The organism is Rosistilla oblonga, from assembly GCF_007751715.1.
Classification (GTDB): Bacteria; Planctomycetota; Planctomycetia; order Pirellulales; family Pirellulaceae; genus Rosistilla; species Rosistilla oblonga.
On sequence record NZ_CP036292.1, the window covers coordinates 4,616,132 to 4,632,725 of the forward strand.

The following is a 16,594-nucleotide window of genomic DNA, read 5'->3' on the forward strand; positions in this document are numbered from 1 at the left end:
CCGGACGACGATGGTCCACTGGACACAGGCACGATCGATCTACCAATCGGTTCGGACCATCCACGATGGTGCTTGGCCAGCGTTTTCGACAACGTGCGCAAGTTCAGATGCCCACAACGGTCCATCCGCAGGGGCGATTGTTTGGACTGGAGCACGAACAGCTGACGTTCCATCGCGCCAACCGCGACCAAACGCTCACCGACGGCCAGCCGGGCCAAGTGATCCCAGGACTGTTGGCTTAAGAGCCGGCCGAGGTCGCTGCAGACTTGGCGGGCAAGCGTGCACAGACGATCTTGCCTGCGGCGTTGCGGCCATAGATGTGGCCGCCCACCAGTACCGGAACCGTCCAACATCGCCCTTCGAGAAAGGGGGAACTCGCCAGCTGACGGTATTCCTCGGGATTGGCTTCCGCCAAAACGAGCCTTCCATCGTCGGCAAGGATGACCAGCTTGCCATCGGCGATCATTAGCGATCCACATCCGAACCCGCGCTCGCGCCACGCGACCTCGCCGGTTTCCAAATTCATGCAGACCAAATGGACGACGCGGCCTAGGTTTGAATTGCCGTCGATACCGTAGAGGTAGCCGTCGTACAGGATGCAGTTGTTGAAGTGGTTTCGCATCGATCGATTTTCATAGATCAAATCGAGGCCATCCTCTTGCAGCTGGAACAGACCACATCCAACCTGATATCCGGTCGAGATGAAGACCTTGTCGCCAGCCAAGATTGGCGTCGTTGAATTCGTACCAAACGGAGACTTCCACGGAAACGAAGCGATCTCCGATCCGTCGGTAGCAGCGGTGATCCGGACCGCATCGCAGTCGAGCGTCGCCAACAAGCCCGAACGCTCACCGGCGAAGCGGGCAACCGATCCATAACCCGCGCGATGCGGTTCGCTCTGCCAGTTCTTTTCACCGGTCAGCTTGTGGTAGGAGACGACGCGGCCGGCTTCGAAAACAACGGCATCATCGACGACGCGTGCCGAGCTATTAAATCCCCATTCGGGCATGGAGATCTCGAGGTCGACTTGCAAATCCTTCTGCCAAACGATCTCCCCGTCGGCGGCGCGAAAACAGAACAACTGGCCCTGTTTGCCGAGCGTATAGACGAGTTCGCCATCGATCGTCGGCGTGCTGCCGGGGCCACCTTCATAGAGGTTGTCGACCAATTCGCAAGCGTACCGATGCGTCCAAATCGTTTTGCCGGTGGCGACATCCAAACAGTAGACAAACTCTTCGCCATCGACATGCCCCATCGAAAACAATCTTCCGTCGGCGATGGAGATCGAACTGAAACCGATCCCCAACTGCTGGGTCCAGACAATCGGCAGGCCTTCGTCGGGCCAATCGGCCGACCAATTGGCTTCCGTTGAAATCCCGTCGTACCGCGGGCCCATCCAGCAAGGCCAAGAAGCAGTCGACAATGCTTGCGTCCCGCCCGAATCGGCGACCGGAACGGGATCGGCTGCGTCACAGCCAGGAATTACAATCAGCAGACACAAAGAACAGCGGGCAAGCAAATCAAACATGATCGTCTACCAAGCAAGCGGTAACGGCGGGGCCAACAGGAAACCGCTATTGTAGACCGAAAGCGTGGGCCCCGATGCGCCGCAAACGCCCTGTGCGATCGCACACCGACCGCAACAAAAAATGACACAGCCAAAGAGCCGGACTAGCTTCGCTCGACAGCTTGGCCGGTGCGAATACGGGCTTCGACAACCATCCGAACCAACACCGCCACCGATTCGGTTCGCATCTTTTCATAGATCCGCTTGCGGCGATTTTCGATCGTGCGAATGCTTACATCCAACCGGTTAGCGATCACCTTGTTCGTGACCCCTTCGATGATCAACTCCAAGACCTCGGTTTCATTTGGCGATAGCGTCGCCAGCCGCGTGAAAACCTCGCGCGTTCGCATATCCTGCTGACGGTGCATGCGATCGATTCGCAGCGACGATTGAATCGCTTCGATCAGTTCGTGATCGCGGTAGGGTTTCTCAATCAACGTCACCGCACGGTTTTGCATCGCACGCACCGCAAGCGACGCATCCTCGACCGATGCGGTAATGATCAACGGCAGCGAGATCGGTGACCGTGCCAAACGCGATTGCAATTCGATCCCCGCCAATCCCGATGGCGTCCGAATGTCGGTAATCAAACAACCTGGAGAACCGTCGTACGCCCTCAAAAAAGCTTCCCCCGACGGAAATGTTCGCAGCGGTAAACCAATTGCTTCTAACAACTGGTCCAGCGAATCGCGAACACCTTCATCGACATCAACATAAAAAACCGTCGGCGAATCGATCCGAAGAATAGGTTTGGTAGATCGATCGACATCTGCCTCGCTCGAGTAATCATTCACAAAAACCACCTGATGTCATTGTCGGATTGTTAGAAAAGTGCGCTCCGCGAGTCCTCTACCGTACAAACGGCGTCGAAACAACAACCGGAGCGGCGTGCTCGATACACAACCGCCTTCAGCCCAAACTAAGATCCAGCACGTTCCGAAGAGGGCAATCCCTCCCACATCCTGTGGTTTACGTCGAACCAGCCAACATTAGATCCGATGTCAGCGAAGAATGCAAACATTTCAGTTGGAAAGCACTGCGCGGGGCAGACACCTAGGTACATCCCCACGCTACCGCGGTTTCAGCTTGCTTTGCTGTCGCGCGTTGGCTCGCGGATGTCCCGATCTATCGCGCCGCAGATTTTTGTGAACTGCGGCACTTGTTTGCTCTCGCCACAAACGCACCCTCGCTCAAACTGGCAGGAGAAAGGACGGGAGTTTGATAGATTGGAAAACTCGAGTTGCGCCGCGGCAGCGCGACAACTCGACTGATCGCCATGCAGCGGCGAAGTAGAATAGATCCCTGGCCGAAGGCTTCAACGCGACACCGTCCTCCGATTTTGACTTCCAATAGAGATCCGCCCCCGATGTTCGAAACGCAGCGTCGCAACTTCCTTCGCCTCCCAATCCTGGCCGCAGCGACGATCGGGATGCAGCGTTTTAGCGACGCAGACGAACCGCGGCAGAAGACAACGCAAATCGATCCGCGGGGCTATTTCACCGTCGACCGCCGGAACGATCGTTGGTGGATGATCCAACCGGACGGCAGCGTTAACTTTTCGCTGGGGCTGAATCACATCGATCCCGAGCCATTGCGGCAGGGTGAGGATGATCGCTTGTGGCAGAAACGCTACGCCGCCGACGTGCAGCGATGGCTTGCCGAAAGCGTTCGAAAGAACCTGCTGGATTGGGGCTTCAATACGGTGGGACTAGCCGCCGACGTGGTCGCTTTGGAAAACGATGACCGGCGACTTGGCGGCGGACTCTCCCCGGCACAGCTTCGCTCGCTTCAGATGCCGTACGGTTACCTGCTGCCATTCGCGCAGCCCGATCCGGAGACCGGCGAACTGCCACCAAACGATTACCTCGGCCAACCGTTTGCCCGCTGGTGCGATCGGATCGCAAGGCAGCACTGCGCGGCGGTTCGCGACGACCGCCAATTGATCGGGTATTGGTCGGCCGAGCGCCCCGACTGGCGCCAAGCTCGATTCTCCAGTCGATCGGAGATGGCAAATCAAGCGACCGGATATTACCAAACGATCCGCACCGCGATCCGGCGCTACGACCCGCATCATCTGATCTTGGGAGACCGCTACGATGCCGGCCGGTCGCTATCGGCGACCGTCGTCCGCGCGGCGCTGCCGCACGTCGATCTATTGAGTGTCGATTGCAGCGGAGACGCCGTGAACGTGCATCGCCAATTGTCGAAGATGGCTCAACTGTTCGATCGGCCGATCTTGGTCGCCGATCATGCGATCGATCGCCAGCCACACAACAACGCGTGGCCGCCGCAGGAGAACCGTTTCCACGATCCCCGTGGCTATCGAAGGACCGTCGAGATGCTTACCGCAATTCCGCAGGTCGTCGGCTACCATCTGTGCGGCGGATATCTGCCGAGCCAACTGCTACGCCGCGGGCTACTGGATGCCCAAGAACGCCCCGACCGTCTGGCGATCGAAGGGATCCGCACCACCAACGCCGCGGTAAAACGGTGGGTCGCCGACACGGGCGATTCGCCGCTCGAACCACCGGGTTAGCTTTGAAACGCCGACGCCGACCACGATTCAAGATCAGACGCAGACCAAGTTGAGCACGTCGTCGTCGAGCTTCTTCTTGTCGGGGCAGCCGTTCGACTTCCACCATCGCTTGGCTTGATTGCGATCCCAAAGATCGCCGGCACTGCACTGCCGAATCGCGTCTCCCAACTCTTGAACGTCGGCAAAACGATTGTTGCGATCTTTTTGCAGACACCGCAACACAATCTCCTCGAGATCCGCAGGGACGTCGTCGACAAGCTCCGACGGCGGAATCGGTTGTTCGTTTGCCTGAGCCAACAGGATCTTCATCGGCGTACTGCCTTCGAACGGAGGCTGACCGGTCAGCAGAAAATAAGCGACCGCCCCCAGCGAATAGATATCCGATCGGTGATCCGGCGTATCGCCCAAAGCTTGTTCGGGAGACAGATACAGCGGCGAACCGGTCACGGTGCCGTCGCGAGTCAGATCCAAGTTATCGTTTTGCGTCATCGGTTTGACCAAGCCGAAATCCAACAGCTTCGCCACGTCCGAAACGCCGCCGCGATGAGCTACAAAGATGTTCGCAGGTTTGACGTCGCGATGGACCAGCGATTCCCCGTGAGCTTCGACCAACGCGTCGCAGACCTGGCTCAACAGAAACGCAGCCCGCGACGCCGGCATCGGACCGTGCATCTTGACGACCTGTTCCATCGTCAACCCAGGCAGGTATTCCATCACGTAATAGAAGGTCCCGTCGGCAGCGTGTCCGTAGTCGAAGATCTCGACGGTGTTCCAATGAGTCAACTTCGCTGTCAATTGCACCTCGCGTTCGAAGCGTTCGATCGCCAATTGATCGCCTGCCTTCTCGGGGCGGATCAGCTTGATCGCACAAGGTCGTTTCAGCATCATGTGTTCGGCTAGATAGACTTCGCCCATGCCGCCAGAACCTAACAATCGCTTCAAGCGGTACTGGCCCAACTGTCGCGCTTCGAACGCTTGGCGTCGCAACCGGCCGATCGTGTAGACGCCCCAAGTCGCGGCGGTCGCGGCGATACTTAAGATCAACGCGACCTCGACGGTCCCAGGGCGGATCTCGGGATTCCCCGCCGTCATCGCCTGAAAGAACGGGCACGTCTGGTAGACATATAACCAAGTTCCAAATCCCATCGCCGCGAAACAGCTGTTCACCACCGCCGCCCGCTGCCAGGAGTTAGGGATCAGCAACGAATAGGTGAAGATCAGAATGATCCACATCGGTGAGATCGGCGCGATGAAACCATTTCGGGCTCCGTGCAGCAGGAACGTATAGCCCAGCACCACAAAGTAGACGGCGGTCGAACCAAACAGCAACAGCTCGGTCAAGCGAACGTGCGTCACCATTTTGGAGCAGTTCATGCACAGCCGTAGACCGATCGTACCGCAGATCGCCGTGACGACCGCGTGCAAGACGAAGGCGACCCATTCGAGCCGCGTGTCGATCGAACCGATCTCAAAGATCCGGCGTACGAGAAATGCGCCGAGAGCCACAAACATGATCAGCCCCGCCGCCCGCAACCGCTCCGCCAGCAGCGATTCCGTCTCGGCACTGAGCCCCAATCCGCTCCCCGCGACCAATTGAGGTGCAGCGCAAACGACAGCTTTCGGTTGCGCCACCTGCTCCACGGGGCCATCGAGAGTTTGAGCGATATGGATCGATTCGGATACGGTAGCCATGCGGTAGGCTCATCGGGGGTGGGCGGAGACGAATTGCATGTCCGATCGCTCGCTCGCCGGTTTGGCGGGCCAGCTTTAAAACGAATTATAGACGTCGTGCGCGGTTTTGCGCATCGGTCACGGCGAATCGCGCCGCGACGGCGACGCCGATTCACTCGATTCGTGGAAGGAAAGTTGGCCGATACGTTCCATAAATCTCTCCTGTTAAGACGTAAGTTTCAGCAAAAAGGTTCAGCTGGCAGCAACATCCGGGGGGCGATAGCAACCGCGGCGGTTCGCGAAATCACGTCGGCTGTCCTTGCGATAGCTGCTCAAAAACTCAGCCTGCCCAAATTCCAACCCCTCCGTTTTTTTGGGGGTATCTCACGGCAGCCCGCCGGCATCGCTATTATCATGAGACCGCCGGCGGCCGACTTTCCGCAGGCGTCGGCGTTGACCTAAACCGCGGCGACCACGTGGCTTGCGACAACCCGACGGCGAGTCCACAGCGACCTGCGGAGAGCATCGTCCTTTTGTTTCGCAGGGTGAACCACGGCTCCAGTCTCCCCCAAGAGACGTGCCAGTGTTCGCCTGGCCCGGATTTGCCCCTCCGGCGGTACTCGCTGCGTCCGACTGCCAACTAAGATCTCCCATCTCCACCTAACCTGGATAAAATGCCTAGACTCACTCTGAAGCTTCCCATTTATTTTCTTTTAAAATCCAACGATTTCACCGGCTCGCGCGACTCAGCCGCACCGCGAAGCCCCCGCAAAACTGGGGCGACAAAACGCTCTCTGGCGGTGTGGATGTTCGGTCTGCTTTCGATAGCATTTGCCGCCAGCGAATCGATGGCGGTCGATATCTATGTCGCAGCCGACGCCGAAGCGGCGGGCAATGGAAGTCGCGGCAAGCCGTTCCAGAACCTGGTCGAGGCTCGGGATCGAATTCGCACTGCGCGGAAAGCGGGACAGTTGGACGAGGGTGTTGCGATCACCGTTCACGTCGCTCCGGGAACCTACCCGGTGACCGATTCGTTCGAATTGAAAGCCGAGGACAGCGGCACCGCGGCGGCACCGATCACCTACCGCGCACAGCAACCGGGAACTGCAACGATCAGCGGCGGGATCACGATTCCGGCCTCAAGCTTCGTGCCGGTCACCGACGCCGCGATCAACGATCGGATCGACACATCGGTTCGCGATAAAATCCGCGTGGCCGATCTCTCGCAACTCCTGCCCGAAAAGGTCGCCTCGTGGAAAAAATCGTTCCGCGGCGCACCGGCGGGCCCTTGGCTGTATGTCGACGCGCAGCCGATGACGCTGGCGAGGTGGCCCAATGCCGACGCGGAAAACGAAGGCTGGGCTGATTTTTCAAAAGCTATCGATTCCGGGCTGGCAGAACCCGATTCGGACGACCCTGAACGGCGGAAAGCTCGACCGGGATCATTTGAATTCAATGATCCTCGCCCCGCACGATGGGACTTGGACCAAGGCGTTTGGCTGCTGGGATACTGGACGCACGATTGGTCCGACGAAGTAATCCAAATCGGCGGCTACGATCCGCAGAACCAAGTGATCCAACTGGCGGCACCTCATCACTACGGCATCATGGCTGGCACCTGGGGTGGATCCAAACGCCGCTTCTTCGCCTTCAACGTCTTGGAGGAACTGGACACTCCGGGCGAATGGTATTTGGATCGCACGGCGCGGCGACTGTATTACTACCCGATCGAAGCGGCTCAACCGCAGTCGATCGTGTTGGCGACGCTGAACAAGCGATTGGTTCGCGTGGAAAAAGCGGAGCACATCAAACTGGAAGGCCTTCGATTTGAGTACGGTGTTGCCGGCGGGATCGAACTGAAAGATACGCACCAGATCGAGATAAACGGTTGCACGATCGCCAACATGTCCCGCGATGGCCTTTCGATTTCGGGAACCGAAAACGTCGTCCGCTCTTGCGAGCTTTACAACCTTGGCACCTCGGGCATTTCACTGCGTGGAGGCGATCGCAAGTCGCTGACGCCGGCCAAAAACTTGGTAGTCAACACCCACATCCATCACTACGGCAAGTTCCAACGCAGCTACGCCCCCGGGATCAGCGCCCACGGGTGCGGGCAGATCGTCCGCAACAACTTGATCCACGACGCGCCACACAACGCGATCTTGTACGGTGGCAACGAACATCGCTTTGAACGCAATGAGATCTATCGCGTCGTGATGGAAACCGGCGATTCGGGAGCGTTCTACACCGGACGCGACTGGACCAGCCAAGGCAACATCCTGCGGCATAATTACATCCACGACCTCGGTGGCGGCGACGACAAGCACGTCAACACGATGGGCGTCTATCTCGACGACTGCGACAGTGGCGACACGATCGAAGGAAACCTCTTCGTTCGAGCCGGACGCGCGATCATGATCGGCGGCGGACGCGACAATCACGTGCTCAACAACTTGGTGATCGATTGCCCGATCGGCCTACATCTGGATGCTCGCGGAACCAGTTGGAAACAGTGGAATAATCCCAAATACTCGGGTTGGAATCTGCAAGCCAAAGCCGAAGCGATGAATTACCAATCACCGCCGTGGAGCCAACGGTATCCGAACCTGGCGAAGATCATGGACGATTCGCCTAAACAGCCGCTGCACAACGTGATCCAACGCAACGTTTTTGTCGATTGCGCCAAACAAGTTTGCAGCTTCAACAAAAACGTCGACTCGGTTTTGGACAAGCTCGATATCGCCAACAACCTCGCTGTAAACAGCTCGGGCCAGGCCGAAGGGATCGCGACGACCGACGGGATCCAAGGTTTCACTAACGTTGCCGGAACCGCCGAAAAACCGATCGCGATCGAGGTTCCCGACGCGTCCGCCGAATCGGTCTCGCTGCCAGCCGATCCGCGATTGACCGATCCGCTGCCCGGCTTCGAAGCGATCCCGCTGGACAAGATCGGATTATATCAAGACGACTACCGACACAATCTCCCCACACGAAACGAACTCTAGAGGAACATGAGGAACACCATGACAAATAGGAATTTCAAAACTTGTTGGCGTGGGATCGCAGCATTAGCGATCTGCGCGGCGACGCTGATGCCCCAGTTCCCTGCGAGCGCTGCCGACGCACCTGAATACGCTCCGGTCGCCGCGGAACTCGTCCGCCCACGCGGCGGGATGGGAAACGTGCTTGAAAAGCTACGCGCCGGAGAGCCGGTCAAAATTGCTTACCTCGGCGGTTCGATCACCGCCGCGGCTGGATGGCGTGTGAAGACGCGAGAGTGGTTCAGCGAGCAGTTTCCGCAGGCAAAGGTGGAAGAGATCCATGCGGCGATCGGCGGCACAGGTAGCGATCTGGGCGTGTTTCGCGTCGGTCGCGACGCTTTGCAGCACAAACCCGATCTGATGTTCGTCGAATTTGCAGTCAACGACGGCGGTGCGGCACCCGAGCAGATTTGGAAAGCGATGGAGGGAATCGTCCGGCAAACCTGGGCGGCTAATCCACGCACCGACATCTGTTTCGTCTACACCTTCCGCACCGGTTACGAGAACGACCTCGGCAAAGGGATGTGCCCGCGAGCGGCTTCGGCGATGGAGATGCTGGCCGACCACTACCAGATCCCATCGATCAACGTCGCGTTGAAGATCGTCGAACTGCAACAGGCGGGCAAGCTGATCTACAAATCGGATCAACCGACCGAAGCGGGAATCGTGCGATTTTCGTCCGACGGGGTCCATCCGCTCGACGATGGTCATCAAATCTACACCGACGTGATCGCCGACGCTGTCGAGCAGATCGGCAAAGCGTCGACGCCGGTCGATCACGGCACCAAGCTGGACAAGCCATTTGTCGAAGACCATTGGCAGGCGGCGAAAATGGTCCCGCTGACCGCCGCGATGCTTTCACCGCAATGGCAGCAGCTGCCAGCCGACAACACGTTGGCGAAGCGATTCGGAAATCGAATGGGAACGATTTGGGAAGCCACGCAACCGGGCAGCAAGCTGACTTTCAAATTCCGCGGCTCGATCGCCAAGCTGTACGATCTGTTGGGCCCTGACGGCGGGCAGGTACTGATCACTGTCGACGGCAAGCCGCGGCCGAAACCTGCGCCCCGATTCGACAGCTACTGCACCTACCATCGGATCGCAACGTTGTCGGTCGCCAATGGGCTCGATCCGAACGAGGTTCACACGGTGACTGTCGAAGTCGATTCGCAGCAGCCCGACCGACAGAGCGTTGCGTTTCGCTTGAAAGATCCCGAGACGGAACTGAAGCAACCCAAGTACCAAGGAACCAACGTCCGCGTCGGACAGATCCTGGTGCTCGGCGACGTCATCCCTTAGACGTTGCAGAAGACGCTGACGCGAGCCTGAAGCTCGACGCGCGGCCCAGCGATTCTCTGGCCCCGAGAATCGCAACCGGCACGCGCGTCGGGCTTTTTCTTTTTCTGTCGCGACACCGCTCGGCTGCGTCCCGACGTCGCCGCCGTTTTGCTTGTCCCGGCCCGGCGCGGCCGGTAGGATTGGAACGCCCACTCAGCTTTGAAGCGATTCTCCGCGACGCGTGGGCGTTTACGCAGCGATCGATACGACGTCTGGCCTCCTGAATCCCAACCGACAATGCAACCACTCCATCGATTCCCACCGACGCAACCGCACTGCAGCACCGCGACGGCGGACGCCTCGGACGCCGAATTTCTGCAAGATGTCCTGGCTGGGCTCTCAAAAAGTCAGAAACATTTGCCCTGCAAATATTTCTACGATGAACGCGGTTCGAAGCTGTTCGATCAGATCTGCGAACTCGACAGCTATTATCCGACGCGGACCGAAACGGGAATCATGGTCGACAACGCTGAAGCGATCGGCAGACGCTTAGGGCCCGAAGCCGTTCTCGTCGAATACGGCAGCGGCAGCAGCACCAAGACGCGGCAGCTGTTGGATCATTTGCAGAACCCGACCGCCTACATTCCCGTCGACATCTCCGAAGACCATTTGTTAGCGACCGCCGAGCGTTTGAAAGCGGATTACCCCGATCTGGACATCCATCCGATCGTCGCCGATTTCACCCAGGGCTTTGAAATCCCGACAGCCTACCGCGACTCGCAGCTGACCGTCTATTTCCCAGGATCGACGATTGGCAATCTCGAACCCGATGCCGCGATCGAACTATTGCGGACGATCGCGAGGCAGTGCGATTCGCATGGCGGTCTGTTGATCGGCGTCGATTTGGACAAAGCCGAACAAGTGCTGTTGGATGCCTACGACGACGATCTCGGCGTCACCGCCGAATTCAATCTCAATCTACTGCATCGCATCAACCGCCAGCTGAACGGGAATTTTGCTGTCGACAAGTTCCGCCACGTCGCGATCTACAACGCGGCAAAGGCTCGGATCGAGATCTACTTGGAGAGTCGTTGTGATCAAGCGGTTGCGATCGGCGACGCCCAGTTCACGTTTGCTGAAGGGGAACGCATTCTGACCGAATACTCGCACAAATACGACGTCTCCAGCTTCGCCGACCTCGCCCGCCACGCGGGTCTGAGCGTCGATGAGGTCTGGACCGACCCACGCGACGATTTTGCAGTAATGCACTTCAGCGCCACGTAAGCTTCCGCCGACGCCAAAACAACTTAGCGAGGCAGCGGCAGCCCGTTGTTAATTGCAATGTTGTCGCAATGGACCACGGTGTCAAAGGGACAGTGCCCCAGGACGTCGTCGATCTGACCGCTTGGCAAGCCGATGATTTTTGTCGCTTCCTCGGAAGTGTAGTTGATCAGCCCGCGTGCGAGTTCATTTCCCTGAGGGTCGATGATGGCAACGACTTCGCCACGATCAAAGATTCCCTCGACGCGGCGGATTCCGATCGCCAGCAAACTCTTTCCTCGCTCACCCACCGCGCGAGCGGCTCCGAGGTCGACGTGCAATTCCCCCGCCAGTGCCGCGACCGAATCGATCCAACGCAACCGGCCGCGGATCGGTTTCTCTTCGGGTTGAAACAGCGTTCCGATCGATTCGCCCGCCAAGATCTTTTCCAACACGCGATCGTCGCGGCCGGGGCCGATGATCACCGAGTGGCCGTGGGAGGTGGCGATCTGAGCGGCGACAAGTTTGCTGCTCATGCCACCTTTGCTGACACTGTTTTGTGTGTCGCAAGCCATCGCGATCACTTCGTGGTTGATCGTTTCAACCGTCGACATCCGCTTGCTGTTTGGATCGCTGGGGTGGCAGGTGTGCAGGCCGTCGATGTCGGTCAGGATCACCAACATCGCATCGTTGATCAGACTGGCGACCGAAGCGGCTAAGCGATCGTTGTCGCCAAAGGTGGTCATCAGTTCCTCGACCGCGACGCTGTCGTTTTCGTTGATGATCGGAACCGCTTTATAGGCCGCGATCTGTCGCAGCGCATTCCGCAGGTTCAAAAAGCTGGAACGATTTCGCAGATCCTCGGCGGTCAAAAGGACCTGTGCTGCGTGCCGCCCATGTTGGGCGAAGGCGTGTTGATAGGCTTGCATCAGGTCGGTTTGCCCGATGGCTGCGACGGCTTGCAGATCGGCCAGCATCCGTGGTCGCTCAGTCAATCCCAGCTTGCCGATACCCGCGCCGACAGCACCGCTGCTGACCAGCACAACGGTACGCCCGGTGTCCATGACTTTGCATAATTGTTCGGCGAGGATCGCGATCCGCTCGCGATCGAGACAGCCGTCGGGAGATGTTAGAACGCGCGTGCCGACCTTAACGACTAAGGTTTCAGCCGCGGCGAGTGCTTCAATTCGATTGATGTCGGTTGACAAATGGTACTCCTTTAAATGGCAACCATTCTGTACCAACCGACCCCATCGCGCAAAGCCCCCGCCGCCGCGAAGTTCTGTTCGACGAGGCGCCAGCCTACGTCAAAATTCCTTTCACGACTTTACCAGCGACGTCGGTCAACCGGAAATCGCGGCCGGCGTGGCGGTAGGTCAGCCGCGTGTGATCCAAGCCCATCAGATGCAAAAGCGTGGCGTGAAGATCGTGCACGTGGACCTTATCGACGGTAGCGTAATAGCCGTAATCGTCGGTCGCACCATACTGAATCCCGGGCCGCACTCCGGCACCGGCCATCCACATCGTGAAGCCTTCGGGATTGTGATCGCGGCCGTCGTTGCCGCTCCCCTGGCAGGTCGGCGTCCGACCGAATTCGCCTCCCCACAGGACCAGCGTATCCTTCAACAGGCCGCGAGCCTTAAGATCGCGCAACAGACCGGCGATCGGTTTGTCGACCTCTTTCGCGTTCTGCTCGTGCCCCTTCCGCAGCGAACCGTGCTGGTCCCATTGGACCTCGGTATTGCTGTGCGTGACTTGCACAAACCGCACGCCACGCTCGACAAATCGCCGCGCCATCAGGCACTGGCGGCCAAAGTCGGCGGTCTTCGGATCATCCAGTCCGTACAGATCGTGCGTGGGTTTTGTCTCCGCCGCGAGATCCAACGCGTCGGGCATTTCGGTCTGCATCCGGAACGCCAACTCGAACGATTTGATCCTCGCTTCCAATGCGGAATCGGGGCCGGTCGAATCGAGGAAGTTCTGGTTCATCGATTGCATCAGTTCCAACTGCATCCGCTGGCTCGCTCGGTCGAGATTCGCGTTCTGCATATATTTGACGCGAGCTTGATCCGACGGCTGACTAGCGTTCCCCAGCGGAATCCCAGTGTGACTGGCGGGCAGGAACGCGGAGCTCCAGTTTTTGGTGCCGCCATGAGCCAAAGTCGGACAGATCGTGATGAAGCCCGGCAGGTTCTGGTTTTCCGTTCCCAAGCCATACGAGATCCACGATCCCATGCTCGGCCGCACAAACACGTCACTGCCGGTGTGGATCTTCAGACAGGCACCGCCGTGAGCCGAATTGGAACCGTACATCGAATTGATAATGCACAGATCGTCGACACATTCTGCGACATGCGGGAACAGCTCGCTGACCGCGATCCCACTCTCGCCGTACCGCTTGAACTTCCACGGCGATCCTAGCAGATTACCGGTCGGTGCAAACTGGACCCGCGGCTTTTCGAAGGGCAACGGCTTGCCATCGTCCTTCTGCAACTGCGGCTTGTAATCGAAGGTGTCCATGTGCGATGGACCACCTTTCATAAACAGAAAGATCACCCGGCGGGCACGCGGTGCAAAGTGAGGCGCCCGTTCGGAACCCGACAGTCCGGGCAGGTTGCTTCCCTGCGACTCTTCAGCCAACAGCGATGCCAAGGCCAGCGATCCGAAACCCGCTCCGGTCGTCTTCAATAGTTGTCGTCGTGAAAAATTCATGGCTCTACCTATCGGATGTAAACAAATTCACTGGATGCAACAATCGCTTGGCACAACCGCTGCCACGCCTGACGTTCCGCTTCCTCGCGGTCGGTCGACGTTTTCGATAGCGATGCGAACTGCGAAACAAAGTCGAGCGAGCGGTCTCGTTCGTCGGCGGTCGCCGGCCGGCCAAACGACTGCATGTACAGCTGATCGATCCGCGCGGCGGGATCGCTGCTGTCCTGCAGCAAGCGATCGGCGATCGACAGCGCGAGCTCGGAGACCCATTCGGAGTTCATCAGGAACAACGCTTGCGGTGCGATCGTGCTGACGTTGCGATTTCCGTTGAGCACGCTCGCGTCGCTGTAATCGAACAACTGGAACATGTCGTACAGATGGTTCCGAATCACCGGGACGTAAATCGAACGACGATAGCTGTCGTAGGTCGATTTATCTTGCGAGGTGTGGTTGAAGACATACTCGCGGTTTTTGTACTGCGAGATGTTGCCGCCAACGGTCCGGTCCAATTGGCCACTAACCGCCAACAGACTGTCGCGGATCGCTTCGGCCTCCAACCGGCGAAGGTTGAACCGCCAGTACAGCGAGTTGCCTGGATCGGCTTCCACGTTCTTAGGATCGTGTTGGCTGCTGCGTTGATAGGCCTCCGAGAGCATGATCGTGCGATGCATCGTCTTGATCGACCAGCCCGATTCAACAAATTGATTCGCAAGCCAATCCAACAGTTCCGGATGCGTCGGAGGAGCCCCTTGCAAACCAAAGTTGTCGACAGTTGTCACCAGCCCCTTGCCAAAATGGCCGTGCCAGATTCGGTTGGCCATCACACGTGCCGTCAGCGGATGTTGGCCGTCAGTCAACCATTGGGCGAACTGCAGCCGACCGCTGGTCTCCGGCGGCAATGGCGGCTGGTCGGTCGACGCCAGCACCTCGGGGAACCGACGCGGCACGACATCGCCCAGCGTTAAATGGCTGCCTCGCAGATGAACACTCGTGTCGGCGACTTCGCCATCGATTACTCCCATCGCCATCGGACGTTCGGGAGCCGAATCCTTCAGCTTCTTCAGCGTCTCGCGTTCGGCTTTCAGAACAGCCGTTGTTTCGGCGGGGAACTTTTTCTCACGCTCAGCTAACGCCAATTCGCTGTCCGGTTTCTCCAACAGCTTCGTCGCCTCGGCGATGACTTCCGCGATCTTCTTTTCTTGCGCGGCGACTTCGGCGAGATGCTCGTTGTAACGCTGTTCTTCTTCCGGCGTCTCGATCAGATTTTCGTGCCACTTCGCTACCGTCTTGTAGCTGTCCATGCTCTTGGTGCTTTTGAAGATCCCGGCCAGCCCGTAGTAGTCGTGGTGGCTGATCGGATCAAACTTGTGCGTGTGGCAGCGAGCGCATCCAAGAGTCAGCCCCAGCATGCTGCGGCCGATCGTGTCGAGCTGTTCATCGATGATGTCCATCTCCATCTTGGCTTCATCCTGTTCCGCCAAAACCTTGGGCCCCAACACCAGGTAGCCTGTTGCGATCAGACGCTCGTGCTCGCGAGCGATCTCGTCTCGCGGTGGCAAGAGATCGCCGGCGAGTTGCTCGACAACAAATTCATTGTACGGCTTGTCTTTGTTAAACGCGTTGACGACATAATCGCGGTAACGCCATGCGTGGCCATGGACAACATTTTCGTCCAACCCGTTGGAATCGGCGTATCGGGCGACATCTAACCAGTGCCGGCCCCAACGCTCACCATAATGCGGCGACGACAGCAAGCGATCGATCACGTTGGCGAACGCTTCCTCCGAATCATCGGCCAAGAAATTCTCGATATCCGCCGGCGTTGGTGGCAGCCCGGTCAGATCGAACGTGGCGCGGCGAATCAGTGTCCTCTTGTCGGCTGCGGGAACCCGTTGCAGCCCCTCGGCTTCCAGTCGCGACAGCAGGAATGCATCGATCGGATGCCGAACCGGTTCGTCGCGACGCTCTTCAGCCGCGATCGCCGGGCTGGTTTGGTTGACCGTCGGCGGATCGACCTTCGCGACCGGGCGGAATGCCCAGTGTTGTCGTCCCTTTTCCAGATCGACATCGCCGCGTGGCTTGATCGTTTGCATCCCGTCGCGGCCGGGGTGAGGTGCTCCCATTTCGACCCATCGCGTCAGGTCGGCGATCTCTGCGTCGGACAGCTTTTCATCGGGCGGCATCTGCAACGTGCTGTCGCGATAACCGACCGCTGCGACGATCAAACTGCCCTGCGGCTTTCCGGGGATCAAAGCGGGCCCGGCCAAACCGCCGGTGATCATCCCTTCATACGTATCGACTCGCAGTTCCGATTCCGCCGTGTTCTCATCGTGGCAATCGTAACAACGCTCCGCCAACAACGGGCGGATCTTCGTTTCGAAGAACGCCATCTGCTTGGCAGCATCGACGGGGGCGTCGCTCGGTTTGGCAGCGGCATCGACCGGATCGTCGGCCCAAGCCAGATTGCCAACCGCCAGGCAGGCGGTTGTCAGAACGAGCGTTTTCAAAATGGTCCAGCGACACACAGCG

At 58.6% G+C, this 16,594-nt stretch carries 11 protein-coding genes; 5 read left to right on the forward strand and 6 right to left on the reverse strand.

The features are described from left to right. The first annotated feature begins 107 nt into the window (after positions 1-107). On the forward strand, positions 108-242 hold the full coding sequence (locus CA51_RS26390) for a hypothetical protein (protein ID WP_261343036.1): 135 nt from the start codon (positions 108-110) through the stop codon (positions 240-242). Here the strand turns inward: CA51_RS26390 and CA51_RS16275 are convergent. Continuing rightward, positions 239-1,528: a PQQ-like beta-propeller repeat protein gene (locus CA51_RS16275; RefSeq protein WP_197451231.1), complete on the reverse strand. Its 1,290-nt coding sequence runs from the start codon at positions 1,526-1,528 to the stop codon at positions 239-241. The two genes, CA51_RS26390 and CA51_RS16275, sit on opposite strands and share 4 nt — an antisense overlap. Before the next feature lie 143 nt (positions 1,529-1,671). Next, positions 1,672-2,361 carry a response regulator transcription factor gene (locus CA51_RS16280; RefSeq protein WP_197451232.1) on the reverse strand — a complete coding sequence of 230 codons (690 nt, stop codon included), beginning with the start codon at positions 2,359-2,361 and terminating at the stop codon, positions 1,672-1,674. A 572-nt stretch (positions 2,362-2,933) separates the two neighbouring features. On the opposite strand from CA51_RS16280, the gene CA51_RS16285 reads away from it, so the two are divergent. Then, positions 2,934-4,103, forward strand: a complete 1,170-nt coding sequence (locus CA51_RS16285; protein ID WP_145122296.1) for a hypothetical protein — start codon at positions 2,934-2,936, stop codon at positions 4,101-4,103. 33 nt (positions 4,104-4,136) lie between these two features. On the opposite strand, the gene CA51_RS16290 is transcribed toward CA51_RS16285, so the two are convergent. After that, positions 4,137-5,795 (reverse strand): serine/threonine protein kinase, encoded by a 1,659-nt coding sequence (locus CA51_RS16290; protein ID WP_145122297.1) that lies wholly within the window; start codon positions 5,793-5,795, stop codon positions 4,137-4,139. Positions 5,796-6,580: 785 nt separating this feature from the next. On the opposite strand from CA51_RS16290, the gene CA51_RS16295 reads away from it, so the two are divergent. The 3 genes from CA51_RS16295 (at position 6,581) to egtD (ending at position 11,377) form a co-directional block, all read left to right on the forward strand. After that, a complete protein-coding gene (locus CA51_RS16295) occupies positions 6,581-8,779 on the forward strand; it encodes a right-handed parallel beta-helix repeat-containing protein (protein ID WP_197451233.1) in 2,199 nt (732 codons plus the stop codon). A gap of 18 nt (positions 8,780-8,797) precedes the next feature. Next, complete coding sequence (locus CA51_RS16300) at positions 8,798-10,114, forward strand: SGNH/GDSL hydrolase family protein (protein ID WP_231745738.1); 1,317 nt, start codon at positions 8,798-8,800, stop codon at positions 10,112-10,114. Between the two features lie 276 nt (positions 10,115-10,390). Then, the gene (gene egtD / locus CA51_RS16305; RefSeq protein WP_145122299.1) at positions 10,391-11,377 is read left to right on the forward strand and encodes an L-histidine N(alpha)-methyltransferase; all 987 of its coding nucleotides are present in this window, start codon (positions 10,391-10,393) and stop codon (positions 11,375-11,377) included. 23 nt (positions 11,378-11,400) lie between these two features. On the opposite strand, the gene proB is transcribed toward egtD, so the two are convergent. From proB to CA51_RS16320, 3 genes are all read right to left on the reverse strand, one after another. Then, positions 11,401-12,561: a glutamate 5-kinase gene (proB, locus tag CA51_RS16310; protein WP_145122300.1), complete on the reverse strand. Its 1,161-nt coding sequence runs from the start codon at positions 12,559-12,561 to the stop codon at positions 11,401-11,403. 94 nt (positions 12,562-12,655) lie between these two features. Next, positions 12,656-14,065 (reverse strand): DUF1501 domain-containing protein, encoded by a 1,410-nt coding sequence (locus tag CA51_RS16315; RefSeq protein ID WP_145122301.1) that lies wholly within the window; start codon positions 14,063-14,065, stop codon positions 12,656-12,658. Positions 14,066-14,073: 8 nt separating this feature from the next. Continuing rightward, a complete protein-coding gene (locus tag CA51_RS16320; protein ID WP_231745739.1) occupies positions 14,074-16,572 on the reverse strand; it encodes a PSD1 and planctomycete cytochrome C domain-containing protein in 2,499 nt (832 codons plus the stop codon). Positions 16,573-16,594: the final 22 nt, after the last annotated feature.